The following is a 21,580-nucleotide window of genomic DNA, read 5'->3' as shown; positions in this document are numbered from 1 at the left end:
CACAAGGAGCCTTCATGAAGAGCAAGATCGCGAATCCAACGTTCGACCCGGAGCTCGCCGCGCTCCTCCCGGCCCTGGAGGGATATGTGCCAGTCAACATGACTCCCGACCGCTTGGAGCATTTCCGGGCGTTGAAGATGCCGACCATCGAGGAGCTCATCGGCGACCTGCCCGTCCAGTGCGTCGACTACACGATTCCCGGCTACCAGGGGGTCGACATCGTCGTCTCGGTGATCTCACGCAAGGACCACCGCGAGCCCGGCCCCGGCATCTACAACATCCACGGGGGCGGCATGGTCATGTGCAACCGGTTCGCGGCGGTCCACCCGCTGGTGGACTGGGCCATGAAGCACGACGCGGTGGGCGTCACGGTCGAATATCGACTGGCTCCCGAGCACCCCCACCCGATCCCCGTCGAGGACTGCTATGCCGGGCTCGAATGGATGGCGAAGCATGCCGGGGAGCTGAGGTTCGACCCCGACCGTCTGGTCATCTTCGGCGGCAGCGGAGGCGGCGGGCTCGCGGCGGGCAGCACGCTGCTGGCGCGCGACCGCAAGGGTCCGAAGCTGGCCGGACAGTTGCTCCAGTGCCCGATGATCGATGACCGCAACGAGACGGTCTCTTCCTACCAGTACCAGGGCACCGGCGTCTGGGACCGCACCAGCAACCTGACCGCCTGGACGGCGGTGCTCGGCGACCGGCGGGGTACCGACAACGTGTCTCCCTACGCCGCGCCCGCTCGCGCCACGGACCTGAGCGGCCTGCCGCCCACGTTCATCGACGCCGGTGCCGCCGAGGTGTTCCGTGACGAGGCCGTGGCCTACGCCAGCGCCATCTGGGCCGCGGGGGGCCAATGCGAACTGCACGTCTGGGGCGGCGCCTTCCACGGGTTCTACGACATCGCACCCCAATCCGCGCTCGCCCAGGCCTGCATCGCCGCGCGCGAGGCCTGGCTCACACGTCTTCTGTCCCGCTGAGGCGCCAGCCGGGTGTCCCAGCTTCGGAGTGAAGTATCAATGATGACTGAATGTATGGGTGGGAGTGGGTTCTTCTTCGTTCCCGCTACTTGATTTGGATGTGCACGTGTCAGGATTGGCGAGGGCTGCGGAATGGAGTGACAGGGAGCGTCATGAACGCTGCCTTTGAAAAACAGCAACACATCCCGCGGAAGAGTCTCAAGACTTGAGAGGCGCATGGAGCTGCACGGCGCCGTACACGAGCCCTCGTTCGGCGACCAGGCGCTCCAGGCGACCAGGCCGTCACGGCTGAAAGCGTGCCGAGGCGGACCTAGCGTTGAGGTGTGCCAGACTGGTTCCACGCCTCGGACTTCTGGATCGCGCGGCTCGTCCTCCAGCGCGGCCTGGGGCTCGCCTACCTGATTGCCTTCCTGGTCGCGCTGGAGCAGTTCCGCCCATTGCTCGGTGAGCGGGGTCTCCTTCCCGTGCCGCGGTTCATCGCCAGGGTTCGCTTCCGCGACGCGCCCAGCCTGTTTCACTTCCGCTACTCCGATCGCCTGCTGGTCGTCGTCGCGCTCGTGGGCATCCTCCTGTCGCTCACGATCGTCCTGGGGCTGCCGGATGCCTGGCCGGTGCCTCTCACGATGGCGGTGTGGCTCGTGGTCTGGGCGCTCTACCTCTCCATCGTGAATGTCGGACAGACGTTCTACTCCTTCGGCTGGGAGTCACTGCTCCTTGAGGCGGGCTTCCTCGCCGTGTTCCTCGGCCCGGCTTGGAGCGCGGTGCCCACGCCAATCCTCTGGCTGTTCCGGTGGCTGCTGTTCCGCGTGGAGTTCGGGGCCGGGCTCATCAAGATGAGGGGTGACCCCTGCTGGCGTGATCTCACCTGCCTCGACTACCACCATGAGACGCAGCCGATGCCGAACCCCCTCTCCTGGTACTTTCACCGCCTGCCCAGGCCGCTGCACCGGCTCGAGGTTCTCGGCAATCACTTCGCCCAGCTCGTCGCGCCGCTGCTGCTCTTCTTCCCGCAGCCAATCGCCTCCTTCGCGGGGCTGGTGCTCGTCATCACCCAGGCATGGCTCGTGCTGAGCGGCAACTTCTCGTGGCTCAACTTCGTGACCCTCGTGCTCGCCGCCTCGGCGTTCGACGATGCCGCATTCGCCCGCGTTCTACCCCTCGAGCGGGCCGGCACCACGGGGGTGGCCTGGCACGACGGTCTCGTCATCGCGGTCACGGCGCTCGTCGTCGTGCTCTCGTACCGTCCCGCGCGCAACCTCTTCTCGCGGGAGCAGATCATGAACACCAGCTTCGATCCCCTCCACCTCGTGAACACGTACGGTGCCTTTGGCAGTATCACGCGCGAGCGCTACGAGATCGTTCTCGAGGGCACCCACGACGAGCGTCTCACGCCGGACACGCAGTGGCGTGAATATGAATTCCGAGGCAAGCCAACCGACCCGAAGCGGCGTCCGTCACAATGGGCGCCGTACCACCTGCGGCTCGATTGGCTCATGTGGTTCGCCGCGCTGTCGCCAAGATATGCGCCCAGGTGGTTCCCGCCGTTCGTGGAGAAACTCCTGGAGAACGATCCGGCGACCCTCCGCCTGTTGAGGCACAATCCCTTCGCGGATCGCCCGCCGCGCGCGATCCGTGCGGTCCTGTACCGCTACCGCTTCACGACCTGGAAGGAGCGGCGCGACACGGGCGCGTGGTGGACGCGCACGCGCCTGGGAGATTACCTCCCACCCATGGCGCTCAGCGACTGACGGCCACGCGCGACCTCATCTTGCCCTCATGTACCTCCAAAAGGTGATCGGATCCTCCCTCGAAATGGGGATTTCGAATAATCAGGGAATCAAGTAATTTAATAGGATTCCCTGGTTGTGAGATCGTAAGGCGGCAATCATGTTCCAGAATAAGTATTCAAGACCCTCCCTTCGTGCCGCGTGCGCGGTTCTGTTCCTCGCGAATGCGTGCGCCCCGACGAGTGACTCGCCTGAAGGGCAAGACGTCGCGACAGAGACTGCTTCGAGCGCGTTGCTCGCCTCCGGCGTGAGTTTCAAGACGGTGCTCGGCGGCCGCTATGTGGGCGCTCAAAACAACGGCGGCGGCGCGGTCATCGCGACGGCGACCACCGCCCAGGATTGGGAGAAGTTCTCGATCGAGGACATCAACGGCGGGGCCCTCGAGAGTGGAGACAAGATCTTCATCATCGCGGGCACCGGGCAGTATTTCCAGGCCGCCAACGGCGGTGGCTCCACGCTGAACGCCGCCAGCGCGAATCGCAAGGACTGGGAGACGTTCCGCATTGTCAAGAAGAGCGGGACCGGTGCGATCGCCAACGGCGACATCGTCGGCCTGCAGACGGTCACGACGGGCCATTGGGTGTCGGCGGAGAACGGCGGCGGCAGCACGGTGTTCGCGTATGGCGCCGCGCTCGGCTCGTGGGAGCAGTTGACGATCTCTGGCTTGTCCGGAGGCACGACGCCGCCTCCCGCTACGGGCTGTGACGCTCCCGGCCTCGTCTGGAAGACCGGCAACAAGACCAACTTCACGTCGTACCCGGATCCGGGCAGCGAGGAGTGCACCAAGTACAACGGCTGCACGTGGGCAGGGCAGTTCGCGGCGTGCTCGGGGAAGAAGTCGGAGGCGTGGGTGGCGGCGCACAACATCGTCGCGGTGTTCCCCAACATGAACGCGCTCAAGCTCCATGACCTCTGCTTGAAGTCCGGCTCGAAGACCATCGTGGTCACCGTGCTCGACACGTGCGCCGACTCCGACTGTTCGGGTTGCTGCACCCAGAACAAGGGGAACGCCGACGCGCTGATCGACCTCGAGAGCTATACCAACGAGCGCTGGGGCGTCCCCGACGGCAGGATCCAATGGGCGGACCTCGGCCCGACCAAGGGTAGCGGCTGCAACTGATTCCCACTCGGGTCGAAGTTGTGGGTCGCCGAGCAGCCAGCCCTGGTGCTCGGCGCGCCCACTCCGAGGTGCACCGCGGGGGCACCGCACACTGGTTTCAAAACCGAAAGAGATAGAGATGTCCAAGAATCCTACCCATCCCAAGGTGGCGGGCGGTGCTGGCAGGCTCTCCACCTCCGTGCTCCTGGCCGCGGTTCTCCTGGTGTCGCTGCCCGCGTCCGCGCAAACGAAGCTGGTCATCCCGGAGGCCAACATCAGCGCCAGTGCCAGTGACAGCAACCTGCCGGTCCATGCGAACGACGGGTCGCTGAGCACGCGGTGGTCGGCCGATGCCACCACGGGCACCCAATGGCTCCAATATAATCTGGGAGGCTGCTACAAGATCGCGTTCGCCAATCTCGCCTGGTACAACGGCGATTCGCGCAAATACAATCTCGCGCTCAAGACGTCGGACAACGGCACCACCTGGTCCACCGTGTTCAGTGGAACCAACAGCGGCACGACGGCGGCACTGAAGCCCTATGCCTTCGGCGACAGGCCCGCCAAATACGTGCGACTGGAAAGCACGGGCAGCGACGTCAACAAATGGGTCAGCCTGTCGGAAATGGAGATCTGGACCCAGGGAACGGGCACCTGCTCCGGGCTCGATCGGACCCGCTCCCCGGGCGAGAACTTCGACCTGTCGGACTACCAACTGCAAACCTTGAGCAGCTCGCTCCAAGTGAAGTTCGTCGACCCCATCAACACCTACACCGACAAATATTTCTATACCGACCCATCGACCGGTGCGATGACATTCTACGTGCCTTCCGGAGCGGGCTCGACCGCCAACTCCAAGTATCCGCGCTCGGAGCTGCGCGCGGACACCACCTGGCATATGGGCGGCACGCATACGCTGGCCGTGTCGATGAAGGTGCTGCAACAACCGGCCACCGGCCAGATCATCATCGGCCAGATTCATGGCGAACAAACCGGCGGCTCGGAACTGCTGAAGCTGCGCTGGACCGACGGTGACATCCTGATGGGCGTGAAGAAGAACTTTGGCGACTCCGAGCAGAAGATCCTGATCAAGAGCGGCGTCGCACTCGGGGAGAACATCGACTACGTCATCAAGCTGGTCGACTCCACCGTCACGGTCACCGTCAATGGCACGTCGAAGTCTTTCACCTACAACCGTGCGTCATGGAGTAACGTCGATCTGTATTTCAAGCTCGGTGCCTACTCACAGGACGCCTCTTCGGACGGCACGTATGCCAAGGTCGCGGTGACGGCGCTGGACTGAGCCGAAAGGGTGTCAGGGAATTCGATCGACACCACGAGCCACGACCCGTGGAGGAAATGAGAAGGGGCGGGGGGGCATCGAAACCGGCGACGGCGCGAAGCCGGGGGGCAGACGCGCAGAGCCTGGCCGCGCAGAGGTCAGGTTGAGGTGGGCGAACCGCATGGGTTGGAGGAGGCTCCGCGCGCCGCTCGCGCCGAGGGGATTGTCCGATCCGAGTCGCCGCATGGTCCGGAGGCGCGACAGGCGCCGGCTCGCGGTCCCCGCTCAGCCACGGGGGCGATGACTCGCGCGGCACGGGCGGCGCGAGGCGCCCCCGCGATCGGGATGGAGGCGGACTGCCGCGGTGCACCTGTCCAGACGGCGGCTGGGGTGCATCGCCCGGTTCGACCGCTCGGCCTTCTTCCCCGGGCCGTTCGTCATACGAGGGAGACTCTCCCGGGGGGCGCGCTCCCGTTTCCCGGGCGGGAGACTTTGGACTCCAAGGAAAATCACACGAAGTGAAGCATCTTTCGCGACCGACAGGTGGATGGCCTGTAGGGTGGGCGGGGATTTCTGCGAGGCAGAGGAGTGTGCAATGCAAAGACAGCCGTCAGGGGCCTGGATTTTGTGGTCGGTACTTTGTGGCCTGTGGGTGACAGGTTGTGGAGTGGTTGGCGCGGAAGATGACGGGCTCGGCAGCGAGCTCTCGGCGCGAACGGGAGAAGCGCTGCCCGCCGAGGTGAAGGACGAACGGACCGCGGCCGTCGTGCTCGTCACCAGCAGCCCCGTGACGAAGGCCATCTCCGCCGGCAACTACCACTCCCTGGCCCTGCGCACGGACGGCTCGGTGTGGGCGTGGGGAGTGAACTCGGATGGGCAGCTCGGAAACGGGACGCAGACCCTCGGCAAGATCCCGGTCCGCGTGACGGGCCTTCCTTCCATCAAGGCGATCGCCGCGGGCAGGAACCACTCGCTCGCGCTCGGAGTGGACGGCAAGGTCTGGGCCTGGGGACAGAACAGCTCGGGCCAGTTGGGGGATGGAACGACGACCGGCCGCCTGACCCCCGTGTCCGTGACCATTCCGGGCGGCGCCGTGGCCATCGCCGGAGGCCTGTACCACTCGCTGGCCATTGCCGCCGATGGCAGTGTCTACGCGTGGGGCGCCAACGCCTATAACTATGGCCAGATTGGCGATGGAACGACGAATCCCCGGCTGACGCCGGTCCGCATCAGCCTGCCTGTCCGCATCACGGCCATCTCGGCGGGGTGGTTCCACTCGATGGCATTGGGGGCGGATGGACGAGTGTGGACGTGGGGCCGCAACCTCAATGGGCAGATCGGCAATGGGAGCGCCTCGAGCATCAACCAGCTCTCCCCGTATCAGGTGAGCCTGGCGCGCGCGGCCACCGCCATTGCCGCCGGAGCCAACCACTCGTTGGTGCTGCTCTCCGACAAGAGCGTGGTGGCGTGGGGACAGAACACCAATGGACAGCTTGGCAACGGGACGACCGCCACGGCGCAGAGCACACCCGCGGCGGTTGGACTCACGGGGGCCGTGACCGCCATCGCCACGGGAAGCAACTTCTCGCTGGCCATCGACTCCACCGGGGCGGTCTGGGGCTGGGGACAGAACAGCTCGGGCCAGCTCGGTGACGGGACGACGGCCCAGCGCACCAGTCCGGTGCGGATGCAGGGGTTGAATGATGCGCTGGCGGTCTCCGCGGGACTCTTCCATGCCCTGGCGCTGCGCCCCGGCTGCCCATTCTGGGCCTGGGGGATGAACTCCTCGGGGCAATTGGGCGATGGCACGCTGACCAACCAGCTCGCGATGACCCAGACGCAGTTGCTGAACATCTACTTCTACGATCTCGAGGGCGATGGCTATGGCGCCGAGCTGCTTCCCCCCGAGGAAGCCTGCCAGCCGCCAGGCGCGGACTACGTGGAGAGTGCCCTGGACTGCGATGACTTCGATTCCGCGATCAACCCCGGGGCCACGGAGGTGTGCGATGGCCTGGACAACAACTGCAATGGCCAGACGGATGAGGAGGGGTCGCTGACCACCTGGTACCGCGACGCGGATGGGGATGGATACGGCAATGCGGCGGTGAGCACCCAGGCCTGCACGCAGCCTTCGGGTTACGTGTCCGACTCCAGGGATTGCAACGACGCCAACACCAGCGTGAAGCCTGGAGCCACCGAGGTGTGCAACCAGGTGGATGACAACTGCAACGGCTCCATCGACGATGGGCTGCCCGTGACCACCTGGTACCGCGACACAGATGGGGACGGACGCGGCAATCCATCGGTGAGAACCCTGGCGTGCGCGGCACCGGCCGGGTACGTGTCCACCTCCGACGACTGCAACGATACCGACGCCACGCTGCCTCGCTACTTCTCAAAGGATTCTGATGGGGACGGGTACGGCACCAGTTTTGTCGTGGGCCCGGCTCCCGCGCCTCCCTTTGGCTGCACTCCGCCCGCGGGGTACTCCGCCACGTCCGGCGATTGCGACGACAGCAAGCCCAGCGTGCATCCCGGAGCCACGGATATGTGTGACAGGGTGGACAACAACTGCAATGGCTCCGTCGACGAAGGCTGCTCGTGCTCGGCGTGGCTCACCAGTGACAGGATCCCCAGTGGAGGCACGGCGACCTTCGGTTTCACCTCGTCGGGCCCCTACCTCGCGGGCTCCAGGGCCTACCTGTATGGAACGAGGAATGGCGTGGTGGATGCGAACGGCTCGCCCTCCTACGACCAGATCTCGTTCTCCTACCTCGTTCTGAACTCCCCCGGCCTTGAAGGCTACTATCAGCGGTATGTCGTCATCCGAGGGCCCGACAACGCCGAAGTCTGCAGGACCAACACCGTCTCCGCGTGGTTCCTCTACCCGTAATCCTTCAGACGCCGATGCGACGAGACCCCGGAGAGCGCGTCCAGCTCCCCGGGGTCCTTCACGAATCGAGTGCTTCATGATGGTGGACGCGCAGTAGCGAGCGCACGAGTTTCCGTGATAGGGGCGCGAGCAACGGGCCGGCCTTTCTTCCCACGGCCCGTTGCGAGGGAAACACCGAATTGAACAGCCCCACCACGACCCCTTCTCCCCAGTCCTTCCTCATCCAGAACTACCGCCGCCAGGACGTGAGCTTCGTTCGCGGTGACGGTTGCTACCTGTACGACGACGCGGGCCGTAGCTACCTCGATGCCTTCGCCGGAGTGGCGGTGTGCACCCTGGGCCATGCGCACCCGAAGCTCGTGGAAGCCCTGTCGCGGCAGGTCGCGACACTCATCCACACCTCGAATCACTTCGAGCAGCTCGGGCAGGAGGAACTGGCGGCACGCATCGTCCCCGAGGCCTTTCCTGGACGGATGCTGTTCTGCAACTCGGGGACGGAGGCGAACGAGGCGGCCTACAAGCTCGTGCGCCTGTGGGGCAACGTGGCCCATGAGGGCCGCAAGCGCCGCATCATCTCCTTCGAGGGGGGCTTCCATGGCCGCACACTCGGAGCGCTCAGCATCACGCACACGCCCTCCTACCGCACGCCTTTCGAGCCCCTGCCTTCCACGGACTTCGTGCCATTCGGCGACGTGGACGCGCTCGCCGCGGCCATGGGGGATGACGTGGCCGGTGTGTTCATCGAGCCCATCCAGGGAGAGGGCGGCGTGCACGTGGCGCCTCCGGGGTTCCTGACGCGGGTCCGCGAACTGTGCACCCGGCACCGGGCCCTTCTGGTGGTGGATGAAATCCAGACAGGGCTCGGCCGCACCGGGAGGATGTTCTGTCACCAGCATGAAGGCATCACCCCCGACGTGATGACCCTGGCCAAGGGGCTCGGAGGCGGCGTCCCCATCGGAGCCGTGCTCGCGGCCGAGCCGGTGGCCGCACTGCTCAAACCCGGCCTGCACGGCACCACGTTCGGCGGCAATCCCCTCGCGTGCGCCGCCGGGCTGACGGTGATGAAGGAAGTCACCTCGCCGGGCTTCCTCGGCAACGTCGTGGAGCGGGGCCACCAACTCGTGGAGGGCTTGCGCCGCATCTTCGGCCCCACCCATGAGGTCCGCGGCATGGGGCTCCTGGTGGGAGTCCAGCTCCAGCGGGCACCCGCCGAGCTGGTGAAGGCAGCCCGCGCGGAGGGACTCGTCGTCGGAGTGGCGGGCAACGACACGTTGCGCATCGCTCCGTCACTCATCATCACCGCGGCCCAGGTGGACGAGCTGCTCGAGAAGCTCTCGGCCGCCCACCGCGCGCAGCGCTGAGGACTTCAGGCCGCGGAGTCCCTCGGGAACTGCACGAGAGCGCCGGGCATCCCGGCTTCGAGCTCGCCCGATCGGGTCGCCTGGCAGCGTACGCCTCGCGACCCGGTTGCTCATCGAAGGGCCGCCTCATCACTGGCGCCCCATCACGCTGGAGGGGGCCTCGGACCCGTGGGCTATACTTCGACGCATGATGAAGACCGGCGGATGTGCATGTGGCGCAGTGCGGTACGGCATCACCCTCGAGCTCACGCCAGTGACGTTCTGCCACTGCTCGAAGTGCCGTCGATGGCACGGGCACGTCGGCGCCTACACCGCCGTCGACCGGCCCGGTTTCGAATTGACTGAACAGCGCGGGTTGAGGTGGTACGCGGCGTCCGCGACGGTGCGGAGGGGCTTCTGTGGTGAATGCGGGTCGAGCTTGTTCTGGGACGAGGAGGGCGTGCCGAAGATGTCGATCTGCGCGGGGACATTCGACGCCCCGACCGGCCTGACGCCGAAGGCGCACATCTACCTGGGCAGTCAGGGTGACTATTACGAAGTGCCCGACGATGGGCTCATTCGGAGGGAAGAATTCACCCGCTGAAGCGTTGGCGTGAAGCCGGACTGGCATTGAGGGGGCCTTGGGCGACTGACCACCGTTCAGTGCGCTTTGACCCTGAAAGGTTGTCAGCTTCGACGTCTATGGCTGCTGCTCACCCGCTCCACCCACGCCCATCGGTTCCTGGCCCGGCAGTGGCTTGCCTGGCGTGACGATGTCGAAGGACGGATCGAAGTCGTCCAGCATCTCCATCAGCGCCTTGAACTTCCGTACGTCGCCCTGGACCTTGATCTTCCCGGAGGAGACGGCCTCGTCGAAGGAGAGCTTCTTCAGGTTGATGTCGTCCAGGACCGTGCGCGTGAGGGTGAGCGTGGCATCCGGCCTGGGAAGCTGCTTCCTGTCGGAGTAGATGAGCACCGAGTTCTGGAGGGTGAGGGCGTAGTTCTCCCGGGTATCGGTGAAGCGCAGGTGGAAGCCCAGTTCCTGGCCGAGGGCCTTGCTCGCGTTCAGCCGGATGCCGAGGTAGTCCAGGTACATGTCCGTGGGCAACGCCCTGAGGGTATCCGGGCTGGCGATCTGCACGTGCGGCGTCCTGGGGACGCCATGGCGGAGCTCGAAGGCTCCCGTCAGGTATTCGTTGCGCCAGGTGGCGTTCTCCGTCTGGTAGCCCAGCTGCTCGAGCGCGTCCGCCTGGAGGTGGCGTGCCTGGGTGTTGCCCGGGTCCGCGAAGATCACGTGGTTCATCACCTCCGCCACCCAGCGGTAGTCGCCCTGCGCGTAGGCGCTCCGGGCCTTGTCCATCACCAACTGGGCGCCTCCCATGAACTCCACGTAACGACGGGCGGCCTGCTCGGGGGGCAGGGGATGCAGGTGCGCGGGGTTCGAGTCGTACCAGCCGAGATATTTCTGATACACGCCCTTGGCGTCGTGATTCACGGAGCCGTAGTAGCCACGCAAGAACCACTCGTGGCCCAGGCTGTCCGGGAGCTTCAGGGCCTCGGCGACCTCGTTCATCGTGTAGCCCTGGTTCATCAGGTGCAGCGCCTGGTCGTTGAGGAACTTGTACGCATCCCGCTGCTTCTCCAGGTAGGACACCAGCCGCTCCCTTCCCCAGACCGGCCAGTGGTGGGAGCTGAAGACGACCTCGGCCTTGGCGCCGTAGGTGTCGATGGCCTCGTTGAGGTACTTCCACCAGTTCATGGCGCTGCGCACCTCCGCGCCCCGCAGGGTGTAGAGGTTGTGGAGGGTATGGGTGGCGTCCTCCGCTGCGCACAGCGCCTTCTTCTTCGGGAGGTAGAACATCATCTCCGTGGGCGCCTCGGTGTTCGGTGCCATGAGGAAGACCAGCTCCACCCCATCGAGGGTGCGCTTGTCGCCCGTCTTGCGGATGGTGTCGGTGGGAGGGATGAGCGTCACGGTCCCCCTGGCGGAGGTGGTCTTTCCCAGGCCGGCGTCCACCTGTCCCTCCGGCCCCCGGTCGAGCAGCGGCCCATACATATAGATGGAGCGGCGGTTCATGGCGTTGCCCGCGTAGACGTTCTCGCTGACGGCGGACTCGGTGAAGTTCTCCGGAGCGAGGATCCTGACCTTGCCTGCCTTCACGTCCGCCTCCGACACCACGCCCTTCACGCCGCCATAGTGGTCCACATGGCTGTGGGTATAGATGACGGCGCGAACCGGCCGCTGTCCCCGGTGCTTCTCGTAGAGGGCGTAGGCCGCCCTGCCAGTCTCCGCGGTGATGAGCGGATCGACGACGAGGGTTCCGGTCTTGCCCTCGATGATGGTCATCACCGACAGGTCATAGCCTCGCACCTGGTAGATGCCGTCGGTGACCTTGAACAGGCCATTCTGCATGTTGAGCTGGGCCTGCCGCCACAGGCTGGGATTGACGGTGGGGGGCGCCTCCCGGCCCTGGATGAACTGGTAGGGCTTCAGGCTCCAGACGACATTGCCGTCCTTGTCCGTGATGGTGAGGTCGGGCTCGGTTCCAATGAACCCGCGACTGGCGTCCTCGAAGTCCTGTGTGTCGGAGAAGGGCAGCTCCTGCCGGACCTGGGCATTGAGCCGAACCGTTCTCTCGGTGGGGGGGCGGGGACCTGGTGTCCGCGCCTGCTCTTGCGGCTGTGCAGGAGCTGGTGTCTGCGTCTGACCTTGCGACTGGGCCTTCGCCGCGGTGGGCAGGGCCAGGGCCACCACCACGAGGCACCGTGTCCACCGATGTCTTCCGGACATGCCAGCTCTCCTTTCGACGTCAAACCGTGAGAGGGTGTGCACGCACGCGGGCCCGTTCACCCCGGCCTGGATGGCCGAGGCCCTTGCTCGGTAGCCAACTGGCTCCTATCGGCGAGCGCCTCGGTGGCGAGGTTCACTTCAGGGCAGCACATTGGGCTCCAAGGTGAACAAGGCCTTGAAGAGGGAGGCATGACCGGGCTCGATGTGATCGAGGCACAGATCAGGAATCAGGGTCCTGGCGACATGAGGGGGAAGTGACTGACAACCGAGCGCCGACTCGATCAGGTCAGCCAATCTGGAGACTGTAGGACCCAGCTTCACCGGCATCTCTTCGAGAAACACCGTGTCGGCGGGGCTCTCACGTCTGCCACCTCGGTAGCGGTGCTGGGTGCAATAGATGAAATAGACGGGCGCGAGCAGGCTCACGCACCCCACCACCTCTTGAGAGACCCCATCTGCTTTGTCTCGAGGCTCAACCGCGTAGATACAACAGCGGTAACCGCCGTCATGGGTGTAGGCAGTCGCGTCTCCAACAAGGCTCGTTGGAAAGGCCGCCGCCACCCTGCGGCGGAATTCCAACCACTGATGCTGATCCGCCAGGGCTTCATGCCATTTCGCATGGAACCGTTGCCACTGCGAACTGGTTTCATGCAGGTGGTCGTCGAGGGTACGTCCCGTGGGATAGTACTGACGGCACAGCTCTATCAGCTCGGAGACCGTGAACGACATCATGGTTCCTCCCTCACCACCTCGACGGGAACCAGCCTGGGGTCACAATCCGCTTTGACACGAGCGCCAGCGATGGCCCTCGGCATACTTCGCTTGAGAGAAGAGCCTCATTCGTTCCATATGGCGCCTCAGAGCGTACTTCGGTGCCTCCGGATGGATGCCCGAAATCTCCCGCCACCGTTGCTGTGATGTCCGGTATTCATCCTCCGGACCGGGTGTCAGACGAGCCGTAGGATCTATGAAGGAGGCGAATTCCCCAGTGGAGCGCGGAGCGAATGGCCAGGCGGCTCGCCGCGCTGCTGCGCTTCTGGGAGGTACTCCAAGGCCCGCGTTATGCGTACAGGGTGCCCGACACCCACCACACGCTCGATGACCTCATGGGCTACATCTACCGTGAGACGCTGGATGCTTGGTGCCCCGGAGGCCCCACCTCGGTGCGCGAGCACCTGGCGCTGACGGTGGAGCGCATGTCTCGCGCAACCCGGGAGGATTGCATGGAGGCCGTGCTCCGGGTGATTCCCGGCGTGGTGCGGGCCAACGCCGCGCTCAAGCACCGCGAGGTGCTCAACGACCCCGGCTTCCTGCGCGAGCGCCTCGACGCGCTTCGCCCAGAGGACTTCGAGGCTGTCTCCAGCGCCTACCGCTACGCGGTGAACGGGCCGCTGTACGCGCGCCACGCCGGGCGAGCTCTGATCCGCCGCCGGCCGTCCTGGCACGGGCACGCATACCGAAATATGGTTAAGCACTTATATAAGCTGTGATATTCTTGGGTCGTGAAACAAGGACTCGGCACTCAATTGCGGCACCTGATCGAACTGCTGGACGGTGATGTCGCGCAGGCCTATGTGGACGCGGGCCTCGATTACCGGCCCCGCTACACGCCGGTCATGCGCGTGCTGGCGGCCGAGGAATCGGCGTCCGTCGGCCGGATCGCACTGGTGGCCGGCATCACGCAGCCGGCGGCGACGCAGACCATCGCGCTGATGAAGAAGCAGGGCCTGGTGACCGTCAGCGCGGGAGCGGACGGGCGCGAGCGCGTCGTGCGCCTGAGCGCGGAGGGCAAGCGCATGCTGCCCAAGCTGCAGGCCTGCTGGGCCGCCACCAAAGCCGCCGCCGATTCGCTCGACGCCGCCCTGCCTTACCCGCTGTCCCAATGCCTCGCCGATGCCATCGAGGCGCTGCGGGCGGAGTCCTTCGGCACCCGTATCCGCAACGCCCACACACCCACCCACAAGAAAAGGAAGGCCACGTGAACACCGCAGCCGATGTCCCAGCCGATCGCGCCCCGTTGAAGCAGCGCGTCCTTCAATCGTCCATCGTCCGCATCCTCCTGACGGCGAGCGTCGTGGTGTTCGCGGCCTTCCTGCCCGAAGCGGTGATCCACTCGTTCGTGCCCAAGCCATGGCGACCGGTGTGGCCCGAGCTGGTGTCCGCGGCGATGGCGCTGCTCGCGTACCGCTGGTACACGCGCAGGCGCGAGCAGCGGGACGTGGCCGAGGTGTCCACCATGCGTGCGGTGCCGGAACTGGCGGCGGGACTCGGCGTGGGCTTCGTGCTCGTCGGCGCGGTGATCGCGGCGCTCGCGGCGATGGGTGCCTATCACCTGCAGCGCATGAACGCGTGGAGCTTCGCCATCGTCAAGCCGATCGGCGAGATGGTCTTCGTGGGCACGCTGGAAGAGCTGCTGTTCCGCGCCATTATCTTCCGCATCCTCGAACGCGCCTGGGGCACCTGGCCGGCGCTGGCCGTGTCGTCGGTGCTGTTTGGCCTGGCCCACATTCCGGGAGCCTCGCCGACTCTTCTGGCCATCGGCATCGTCGTGGTCGCCAGCGTGATGCTGACGGCGGCTTACCTGCTGACGCGCCGCGTGTGGCTGTGCATCGGCATCCACATCGGCTGGAACTACACGCTGGGGACCGTCTGGTCGATTGCCGTGTCGGGCCATGAGGCCAAGGAAGGCCTGTTCTCCGGCCAGCTGACCGGCCCCGAATGGCTGACCGGCGGCGCCTACGGCCTGGAGGGCTCGGTTGTGTCGCTGGTGGTGCTGGCCATGGCCACCGCCCTCCTGGCGCGCCGCGTCCAGCCTCCGCGGTAACCCTACCGCGAGGTCGTCCGCCCCGAGCGCCTGGTGTACAGCCACGGCACGAGTACCGAGGTTGAACAGTTCCACGTCATAGTGACGTTCGAGGAGCAGGGCGGGAAGACCCGCCTCGGCATGCATTTTCCTCCGAAACCCGACACTGACACGGGAGGCGCATGGTGGGCATGAAGGAGCGTGGAATCAGAATGCAGTGCACCTGGAGATTGGTGGGTCTTCTCCTGGTGCTCGGGGCGGCCCTCGGAGCCCACGCGGAGCCTCCCTCTTACAAGCTCCCGGGCCGCAATCCAGTCTCCACGGAGCCCTGGGATGCTTTTCTTGGCCGGGCCGCACACTTCGCTATTGGTCAGCAGTACCGCGTGCAGAACCCACTCAGCGCCGTCTTCCTCGACACCGTCAATCTCTCCACCATCATGAAAGACGGGAAGTTGGGAGACCCCGAGCGCCTCTCGAAGTTCGTCAGACGCTTGCGCCCGGACATCACCGATACGGACGCCTTGGTGCTCTTCGAAATCAAGCCGGACAATGAGGATGGGCTCAAGGAAGGCAGAGAACAGGCGGAGCGCTATCTGGCGGCGCTCAACGCTGCCGTCGATAACCACAAGCAACTCGCGGGCGGCACCGGCTTCGACGGCTCCCTGTTCCTCGAATTCGAAAACGGGGGAACCCTCTGGCAGTTGTCCTGGCGCACGCCCGAGCCCGGAGTGACGCTGTATCGCTGGAGCTATCGGCGCAAGAAGCCTCATGCTTCCTGGAAGGAGCGGGCGGCCCAGAAGGAAGAAGCGTTGCCCAGGGAAGAAGCAGCGCGTCATGGTGAGATGGCCGAGCAGGTGCTCCGGGCTGCCTATGGAGGAGGCGAATTCCCCAGTGGCTTCCAAGGCCAAGTCTATTTGCCCGTGGACTGCCGCTGAGCCAGTAGGAGGCATCCGGCGCCCTCGGATCGAGCGCGCGTCCCGGCGCTTGAGGCGCACGTAACCGCTGTGGTAGGGCCAGTGACATGACCGCGCCCCAGTCCCCGGTGCTCGAGTTTCCCGCGATGCTCCACGGCCTCACCGGCGCCGTTCTCCGCAAGGTGAGGGCCAAGGGCCAGGGGTGGGCTCGGGAGTACCTCAAAACCGGTGCCTTTACCCAGCCCCGGCAGATGCTGCAGGTGCCGCCCGGTGAGATTCTGGAGGTGATCTCAGGGGCCGAGTTCGACGCCATCCCCCGCCCGCGCTGGAGGGTGCACCTGTTCGCCGACGTCTTCTTGAGCTTGAGTGAAGGCGTCCCGAAAGAGCAGCGCCAGCGAATGGAGGAGGCCTTCGAGTCCTTCTGCCTGAGCACTCCGTGGGGCGCGCTCTACCATGCCGTGTCTCCGCCACCTCCGCGGAGCGCGGAGCGCATGGCCAGGCGACTCGCCGCGCTGCTGCGCTTCTGGGACGTGCTCCAGGGCCCGCGTTATGCGTACAGAGTGCCCGACACCCACCACACGCTCGATGAGCTCATGGACTACATCTACCGCGAGACGCTGGAGGCGTGGTGTCCCGAAGGTGCCGCCTCGGTGCGCGAGCACCTGGCGCTGACGGTGGAGCGCATGTCTCGCGCGACTCGGGAGGAGTGCATGGAGGCCGTGCTCCGGGTGATTCCCGGCGTGGTGCGAGCCAACGCCGCTCTCAAGCACCGCGAGGTGCTCAACGACCCAGGCTTCCTGCGCGAGCGCCTCGACGCGCTTCGCCCAGAGGACTTCGAGGATGTCTCCAGCGCCTACCGCTACGCGGTGAATGGGCTGCTGTACGCGTGGGACAGGACGTTGGGACGGCATTAGGAGTTGTTAGCAGCTCGGGTTTCAGACGACTCGTACGGGTACCGCTGCTCAGCGGCCCTCACACTCCGGAAGCGTCCAGCCCTCGTATCCCTTGGTGGTGGGGTAGACCAGTTGCCCGTCTCCCACCCATTTGGGGACCTCGTCATCTGCTTCGTTCTGGAAGAGGCGCCACTCGGAGCTGCGCACGAGCACGCCCCGCGCGTCGTGCACCCGGAAGAACGCGGGCGAGCTGAAGAAATGAAAGAAGCGGCTGCTGGGTGTCCGCTTGCCCAGGGAGGGAAAGTAGGTGGTGACGGAGCAGGTGTGGTTGGGATTCCAGCTCACGCTCACCACCTCGGCTTGCTGGCCGGCCACCCGTTTCAGGAGCAGGTAATAGGCCGTGGGCAGGGCGACGAGCAGTCCCCCGCATAGCCCCATCAGGAGCACGAAACGTGAAGGGGGTGCTCCCATCTGTCGTCTAGCGTTTCCAAAAAACAGTGACATAGGTTTGCCAATTGTCCGTGGGCGGTGGCCAGCGCTGGAGGTACTTCTCTTGCGCTGCATCATCTAGTGCTTGCCAGAACGGCAGCCAGGTTTGCAGAAGCCACTCTTCGCTTGTGCCTTGGCGCCAGCCACCCCACCAGGGTTCCACACCAGGGTATTGAATCCATGGTGGTCTGAGTTCTTCTCCTGTGCGCATGGTCGAGCCTATAGACGGGGGCTTATCTGCGAGCCGGGACCGGGTGACAGACGGCTCGTAGGAGGTGTGGTGTCGGAACGAATCTTTCGACACCTTGGCGGAGTGCTGCGTTACGGGATGATGCTCGGGTCGCTTGTGAACAACGCATGGAAGAGCGTGGCTTCCGAAGGCTCTCGCCATCCGACGAAGAGCGGCACAGGCGTTTCCGCAATCTCACGAGGAATCGCGCTGAACCCGAACGTTGTTTCAATCTTCCTGGCGACGACCTGCGCCGGGAAAGCCATGTTGAGTGGAGGTTGCTCGAAGCTGGCTCTATGATTCTGCAAACGACCATTGATGTAGTCACACTCCACGCCATACACGAAGTACACAGGTGCCAATATGCTTACACAGCCCAAGACGATCCAATTGGAGGATGGCGCTCTTGACTCCTTCAAGGGATAAACCATGCAGCGGAGACCGCCATCACCCGTTGAGCCCGTGTCTCCGGTGATGAAGTTGGGGAGCGCGCTCCTTAGTTCGATCCTGAAAGCCTTCCAGGAACTCATGTCCTCGGTTCTTTGAGCCCACAGTGCATGAAGGCGCTTCGTTTCGGGGCTTGTCTCTAGCGTGTAAAGAGATTCGGTGCTTGGAGGGTAATAATTCCGGACGACGGCGAGCAGTTCTTCTTTCGAGAGGGTCAAAGGTTGGCGCGCCTCGGGTTGTGAGTCACCTGGCCTTTCAATCGCGGCTCCGTCACGCGGGCCATGGGCTGGAGCAGGAGTACGCTACACGCGCGGAGACGCATGAGCACCTCCTTACGAGAGGGGCATTCTGTCGGTCAAGGGTGGGTCTGTTGGGATGTGGAATGATGCCCAGTACGGATTGACTACGAGGAGGCTTTGCGCTTGCCGACGCGCGGTCTGGGTCGCACGGGGAGGAAGCCAGCGCAGCCGCAGCTCAGCTTCCAGGGGCACGACAGCAACCACGACGCCAATCATGGAGGGGACGGCACTGCCGCAGTCCTCCTGGCAAGGACGTGACCCCGGAGGGCTCCTGGTCCTTCTTGACTTGAAGGGTCAAATCCGCTCCTCTGTGAGCCTCCACGGAGGCACGTCACCATGGCGGACGAGAAGAGAGGGAAGGGCGGCGGGTCGGGGCCCTTCGAGTTGGGCAGGTGCTACGAGGTGGATGCCCGCCTGGGGCGCCTCCACGAAGCGCGGAACGTGGCCACGGGCACTCCAGCCCTGACGCTCGTTCCGAGCGACGACGTGGAGTGGCAACCTGCGGGGCCCTGCCGGATGAGTCTCGTCTACGAGCCGGAGCGGAAGTCCGTGACGGTGGACGTGGAGCAGGCGCCCGCCTCGGTGCGCACGTCGGATCTGACCAACCTGCTGGTCCTGATGTCGGCCGCGTTCAAGCGCGTGGAGGATGATGACGAGGTAGACGCTCACCTCGCCAGTGGGCCCGTGCGTCGCCTGGGGTCCGAAGGTGCGCCTGTGCGCCGGGGTTGGCCTTCCCTGTCGTGGCGTACCGCCGCCGGGGTCGCCGTGCTCGCGGCTGGTCTCGGTGTCTGGTTCTGCTCGACGCGTGTTTCCAAGGTCCCGGCTCCTGAAGATGTCGGCATCGCGGTCGGGAATTGCCCTCAACAGAAGATGGATTTCGTCGACCGGAATGAGTCCCCGGTGGCCGTTGCCTACCCCCTGCCCTCGAAGCCTGTGCCGAAACAGGCCGTAGCTCCCTGCGAGGCCGATAATGGGGAGGTGGAGATCAACAAGGGCTGTTGGGTGACTCTGGAGAAGAAGCCCCCCTGTGGCCCCAGGCAAGCCGAGTACAAGGGTAAGTGCTACCTACCCGTGCGCAAGGAAGATCCCTTGCCTCAATCCGTCAAGCCGTGAGCGCACGTCTTTTTTGTCACGGGGGAGAGGGGGCGTGAGAGCTTTATTCAAGGAGGTTCCGACCTGCGATGTCGAGCGCCGTCTGTGTCGTGCGCGAGATGGCGAAGACGAGCAGCGCGGATCCTGTCCATGGGGCGTTTGGGATCTCCCATGTGCGTGGGTGGGTAGGAGTAAGGACTCCACAGCGATGAGGGCATTGGGAGTTGGGGTCGAGCCGCGTACGAGTCCTTTGACACTTTTCCCTAGGCTTGGAACGAATTCTTTGACACCTTCCTCGCGGCGTTGTCGTCGGCTTGGTATTCGTCGTCCCATCAGCGCAACTTCCACAAGCAGAGCTTCTCAAGTCTTGCATATTTGACTCTAGGAATGGGCGCTTGCACAAGGGGAACAAGATAGACGAAGGGCCTGGTTTTTATTGTGGCAGCGGACCAATCATCTGACGATTCGCGGGGGACTCGCTAGAAACCCTGCGTTCCAGCGGTGGGGTAGAGCAGTATGGCGTGTTGGGCGATTCACTTGCTGTCTTTAACTGCTTGTTTCTTCGCTCCTTGCTGCTTCTTGACGGTCGTTCCTTCAATAGCTGCAACTTGACTCTTGACTTGGTCTAAAAGGCGCCTTCGTAAAAGAGCTACGAGTTCCTCGCCAGATCCGATGATCTCCAAATCCACGCCAGTTATAATGAGCACGGTCTGGCCAGCCGCCATTGCGGACGCGATGTGGAAGAAACCTGCAGTTAGGTCCTTCGCCTTCCCGGTGATCCCTTCGAGTGCGATAAACACGCCGCTACTCCGCCCTTTATCCTTCAGCAGCGTCGCAAAATATCGCAACTCCCGACCGGGTACTGGTTTGGACCACCCTTTGCACTCGACGATAAGCGGGCAATCGAGAAAGTGCAGCCCCTCCTTTTCGCGGTGATTCCAGAAGAAGAGGTCTATTTCCTCAGTTTCATAATTATTTTCGATATCCTGATCATCTAGGTCGAGACCGGCAACAGCCTTGAAAATTAGTGCGATGAGCGCTTCCAAGCGCTTGCCTTTTTTCTCGGTATTCATCTCGCTGCGGATTGCGGCGAGTTCAGCGGAGATATGAGCCCGATCAAGCGTCGCCATTGGACGCTCCTGACTTGATGGAAGCACGATGACGCCGAACCAGAACCTCCTTGGCAAGTGTGCCTTGTTCCAACTTGTCGACGAGAGTCTCGACCGCGAATGCCAGGACGCGGGGCGTTTCGTGGAGCGATGGTGGTGTGTGGGGCCGGTCGTGATCGAACACAACAAAGGCGAGCGAGGCTCCGCTGACCTCAACCAGCCGCTTATCGAGCCGCATAACTGTGTTCTCAAGATTCTTGATCACGCTGCCGCTGCCACCACCATAGCTCTTGCACTCGACAAGGATCGGTCCTCCAACCTCATAGGCGACGTCGTTTAGCCATACGATGAGGTCAGCATCCCTCTCGGTCGCTACATCGTTTTCCTCTCTCGTTCTTACCACGTCGGCGCCAGCTTGTCGGAACACGTCCGATACTAAATCTTCGAGTGCGAAACCGCGCAAAGGACTCTTCATGGTCCGGATGGACGCGAGCTTTTTTCGCGCCCATGAAAGGTCACCCGAACGCGTACCTGCTGGTGCATCAGGTACGATCGGCGGCGGAGCTTTGGCATGGCGTAGGAATCGGTCGATATCTGGCGCGATATCAGTTAGTCGGCGCAGTTCGGGAACTGGCACAACGTTGATGCCGCGTAGGTCGAATATGCTTGGCAGACTCAGTCGTTCAATACTTCCCACTGAAAGTACCAGTATCGGTTTTGCCAAGGCATGCGCGACCCCGAGTTCGAATGCCTCATTCGGTGAAGGTGTAGATGTCCAGATCGCGACCACGAAGTCAGCTGCTGCGAGCTGGCGAAGCAGTTCAGAGTCAATTGCTGTAGCCGCAGGAAGATCATGAGCCCAAGTGACTTCTATGCCACGTTCGGCGAGAAACTTGGCGACCGTGTTTGCTCCGGAGCTTGGCGCTGCAATCAAGAAGCAACACCGTCGCTTATTTTTGCCCCCGACTTCCTCCGTCATACGTATCTCCAAGCCTATTGCGGTCCAGTCAATAGCCCAGGGGAAGAGTAGGCCAGTAACTGAGCACTTGTCTCCGAGCGCTTCGCCCACTTCGTCGCCCGCCACGGGTTCACGAACCTGGCGCTCACCCTGATCGGGGACTATGCCTGGGACCCCC

19 protein-coding genes and 1 pseudogene are annotated in these 21,580 nt (G+C 64.1%); 14 read left to right on the top strand and 6 right to left on the bottom strand.

All coding sequences use genetic code 11. The features are described 5' to 3' along the window. The first annotated feature begins 14 nt into the window (after positions 1 to 14). From F0U63_RS43010 to F0U63_RS42980, 7 genes are all read left to right on the top strand, one after another. Complete coding sequence (locus F0U63_RS43010) at positions 15 to 977, top strand: alpha/beta hydrolase (RefSeq protein ID WP_395840059.1); 963 nt, start codon at positions 15 to 17, stop codon at positions 975 to 977. A gap of 323 nt (positions 978 to 1,300) precedes the next feature. Beyond that, positions 1,301 to 2,725 (top strand): lipase maturation factor family protein, encoded by a 1,425-nt coding sequence (locus F0U63_RS43005; protein ID WP_395840057.1) that lies wholly within the window; start codon positions 1,301 to 1,303, stop codon positions 2,723 to 2,725. A 286-nt stretch (positions 2,726 to 3,011) separates the two neighbouring features. Beyond that, positions 3,012 to 3,884 (top strand): fascin domain-containing protein, encoded by an 873-nt coding sequence (locus tag F0U63_RS43000; protein WP_395840055.1) that lies wholly within the window; start codon positions 3,012 to 3,014, stop codon positions 3,882 to 3,884. A gap of 118 nt (positions 3,885 to 4,002) precedes the next feature. Then, positions 4,003 to 5,166, top strand: coding sequence for a polysaccharide lyase family 7 protein (locus F0U63_RS42995; RefSeq protein WP_395840053.1), 1,164 nt, complete (start codon positions 4,003 to 4,005; stop codon positions 5,164 to 5,166). A 646-nt stretch (positions 5,167 to 5,812) separates the two neighbouring features. Beyond that, positions 5,813 to 8,038, top strand: coding sequence for a MopE-related protein (locus F0U63_RS42990; protein WP_395840050.1), 2,226 nt, complete (start codon positions 5,813 to 5,815; stop codon positions 8,036 to 8,038). 179 nt (positions 8,039 to 8,217) lie between these two features. Beyond that, positions 8,218 to 9,399 carry an acetylornithine transaminase gene (locus F0U63_RS42985; RefSeq protein ID WP_395840047.1) on the top strand — a complete coding sequence of 394 codons (1,182 nt, stop codon included), beginning with the start codon at positions 8,218 to 8,220 and terminating at the stop codon, positions 9,397 to 9,399. A gap of 220 nt (positions 9,400 to 9,619) precedes the next feature. Then, the gene (locus F0U63_RS42980; protein WP_395840045.1) at positions 9,620 to 9,982 is read left to right on the top strand and encodes a GFA family protein; all 363 of its coding nucleotides are present in this window, start codon (positions 9,620 to 9,622) and stop codon (positions 9,980 to 9,982) included. Positions 9,983 to 10,078: 96 nt separating this feature from the next. Here the strand turns inward: F0U63_RS42980 and F0U63_RS42975 are convergent, their stop codons facing one another. Together F0U63_RS42975 and F0U63_RS42970 are read right to left on the bottom strand one after the other, a co-directional pair. Then, complete coding sequence (locus F0U63_RS42975; RefSeq protein WP_395840043.1) at positions 10,079 to 12,169, bottom strand: alkyl/aryl-sulfatase; 2,091 nt, start codon at positions 12,167 to 12,169, stop codon at positions 10,079 to 10,081. Between the two features lie 138 nt (positions 12,170 to 12,307). Beyond that, positions 12,308 to 12,901: a hypothetical protein gene (locus tag F0U63_RS42970; RefSeq protein WP_395840040.1), complete on the bottom strand. Its 594-nt coding sequence runs from the start codon at positions 12,899 to 12,901 to the stop codon at positions 12,308 to 12,310. A 272-nt stretch (positions 12,902 to 13,173) separates the two neighbouring features. On the opposite strand from F0U63_RS42970, the gene F0U63_RS42965 reads away from it, so the two are divergent. The 6 genes and pseudogenes from F0U63_RS42965 (at position 13,174) to F0U63_RS42940 (ending at position 16,800) form a co-directional block, all read left to right on the top strand. Further along, on the top strand, positions 13,174 to 13,659 hold the full coding sequence (locus F0U63_RS42965; protein WP_395840037.1) for a hypothetical protein: 486 nt from the start codon (positions 13,174 to 13,176) through the stop codon (positions 13,657 to 13,659). 12 nt (positions 13,660 to 13,671) lie between these two features. Then, positions 13,672 to 14,151, top strand: coding sequence for a MarR family winged helix-turn-helix transcriptional regulator (locus F0U63_RS42960; protein WP_395840034.1), 480 nt, complete (start codon positions 13,672 to 13,674; stop codon positions 14,149 to 14,151). Beyond that, positions 14,148 to 14,993, top strand: a complete 846-nt coding sequence (locus tag F0U63_RS42955) for a lysostaphin resistance A-like protein (protein WP_395840031.1) — start codon at positions 14,148 to 14,150, stop codon at positions 14,991 to 14,993. Before F0U63_RS42960 ends, F0U63_RS42955 begins: the two co-directional genes overlap by 4 nt. A gap of 15 nt (positions 14,994 to 15,008) precedes the next feature. Beyond that, positions 15,009 to 15,167: pseudogene (locus F0U63_RS42950) on the top strand (SRPBCC domain-containing protein); the annotation flags it as partial. Next, positions 15,155 to 15,907 carry a hypothetical protein gene (locus F0U63_RS42945; protein WP_395840028.1) on the top strand — a complete coding sequence of 251 codons (753 nt, stop codon included), beginning with the start codon at positions 15,155 to 15,157 and terminating at the stop codon, positions 15,905 to 15,907. The pseudogene F0U63_RS42950 and the gene F0U63_RS42945, both read left to right, overlap by 13 nt. A gap of 86 nt (positions 15,908 to 15,993) precedes the next feature. Beyond that, on the top strand, positions 15,994 to 16,800 hold the full coding sequence (locus F0U63_RS42940; RefSeq protein ID WP_395840025.1) for a hypothetical protein: 807 nt from the start codon (positions 15,994 to 15,996) through the stop codon (positions 16,798 to 16,800). Between the two features lie 48 nt (positions 16,801 to 16,848). Here F0U63_RS42940 and F0U63_RS42935 read toward each other — a convergent pair whose 3' ends face one another. Together F0U63_RS42935 and F0U63_RS42930 are read right to left on the bottom strand one after the other, a co-directional pair. Further along, a complete protein-coding gene (locus tag F0U63_RS42935) occupies positions 16,849 to 17,250 on the bottom strand; it encodes a hypothetical protein (RefSeq protein WP_395840023.1) in 402 nt (133 codons plus the stop codon). Between the two features lie 339 nt (positions 17,251 to 17,589). Next, positions 17,590 to 18,027 carry a hypothetical protein gene (locus F0U63_RS42930; RefSeq protein WP_395840020.1) on the bottom strand — a complete coding sequence of 146 codons (438 nt, stop codon included), beginning with the start codon at positions 18,025 to 18,027 and terminating at the stop codon, positions 17,590 to 17,592. Positions 18,028 to 18,579: 552 nt separating this feature from the next. Between F0U63_RS42930 and F0U63_RS42925 the strand changes: the two genes are divergently transcribed. Continuing rightward, the gene (locus tag F0U63_RS42925) at positions 18,580 to 19,356 is read left to right on the top strand and encodes a hypothetical protein (protein ID WP_395840018.1); all 777 of its coding nucleotides are present in this window, start codon (positions 18,580 to 18,582) and stop codon (positions 19,354 to 19,356) included. A gap of 512 nt (positions 19,357 to 19,868) precedes the next feature. Here F0U63_RS42925 and F0U63_RS42920 read toward each other — a convergent pair. After that, on the bottom strand, positions 19,869 to 20,465 hold the full coding sequence (locus tag F0U63_RS42920; RefSeq protein WP_395840015.1) for a restriction endonuclease: 597 nt from the start codon (positions 20,463 to 20,465) through the stop codon (positions 19,869 to 19,871). Beyond that, on the bottom strand, positions 20,452 to 21,423 hold the full coding sequence (locus tag F0U63_RS42915; protein ID WP_395840013.1) for a hypothetical protein: 972 nt from the start codon (positions 21,421 to 21,423) through the stop codon (positions 20,452 to 20,454). Before F0U63_RS42915 ends, F0U63_RS42920 begins: the two co-directional genes overlap by 14 nt. Between the last annotated feature and the right edge of the window lie 157 nt (positions 21,424 to 21,580).

The organism is Cystobacter fuscus (assembly GCF_044360685.1).
GTDB lineage: Bacteria > Myxococcota > Myxococcia > Myxococcales > Myxococcaceae > Cystobacter > Cystobacter fuscus_C.
The sequence above is the reverse complement of the archived record's forward strand: the minus strand, read 5'-3'. Positions and strand labels throughout refer to the sequence as shown.

What these genes read in the sequence shown, in the direction of transcription:
- F0U63_RS42970 (WP_395840040.1), bottom strand. Translation starts at nt 12,901, where the DNA reads ATGATGTCGTTCACGGTCTCCGAGCTGATAGAGCTGTGCCGTCAGTAC.
- F0U63_RS42995 (WP_395840053.1), top strand. Translation starts at nt 4,003, where the DNA reads ATGTCCAAGAATCCTACCCATCCCAAGGTGGCGGGCGGTGCTGGCAGG.
- F0U63_RS42975 (WP_395840043.1), bottom strand. Translation starts at nt 12,169, where the DNA reads ATGTCCGGAAGACATCGGTGGACACGGTGCCTCGTGGTGGTGGCCCTG.
- F0U63_RS43010 (WP_395840059.1), top strand. Translation starts at nt 15, where the DNA reads ATGAAGAGCAAGATCGCGAATCCAACGTTCGACCCGGAGCTCGCCGCG.
- F0U63_RS42945 (WP_395840028.1), top strand. Translation starts at nt 15,155, where the DNA reads ATGGTGGGCATGAAGGAGCGTGGAATCAGAATGCAGTGCACCTGGAGA.
- F0U63_RS42930 (WP_395840020.1), bottom strand. Translation starts at nt 18,027, where the DNA reads ATGAGTTCCTGGAAGGCTTTCAGGATCGAACTAAGGAGCGCGCTCCCC.
- F0U63_RS42915 (WP_395840013.1), bottom strand. Translation starts at nt 21,423, where the DNA reads ATGACGGAGGAAGTCGGGGGCAAAAATAAGCGACGGTGTTGCTTCTTG.
- F0U63_RS42920 (WP_395840015.1), bottom strand. Translation starts at nt 20,465, where the DNA reads ATGGCGACGCTTGATCGGGCTCATATCTCCGCTGAACTCGCCGCAATC.
- F0U63_RS42965 (WP_395840037.1), top strand. Translation starts at nt 13,174, where the DNA reads ATGGCCAGGCGGCTCGCCGCGCTGCTGCGCTTCTGGGAGGTACTCCAA.
- F0U63_RS42935 (WP_395840023.1), bottom strand. Translation starts at nt 17,250, where the DNA reads ATGGGAGCACCCCCTTCACGTTTCGTGCTCCTGATGGGGCTATGCGGG.
- F0U63_RS42940 (WP_395840025.1), top strand. Translation starts at nt 15,994, where the DNA reads ATGACCGCGCCCCAGTCCCCGGTGCTCGAGTTTCCCGCGATGCTCCAC.
- F0U63_RS42925 (WP_395840018.1), top strand. Translation starts at nt 18,580, where the DNA reads ATGGCGGACGAGAAGAGAGGGAAGGGCGGCGGGTCGGGGCCCTTCGAG.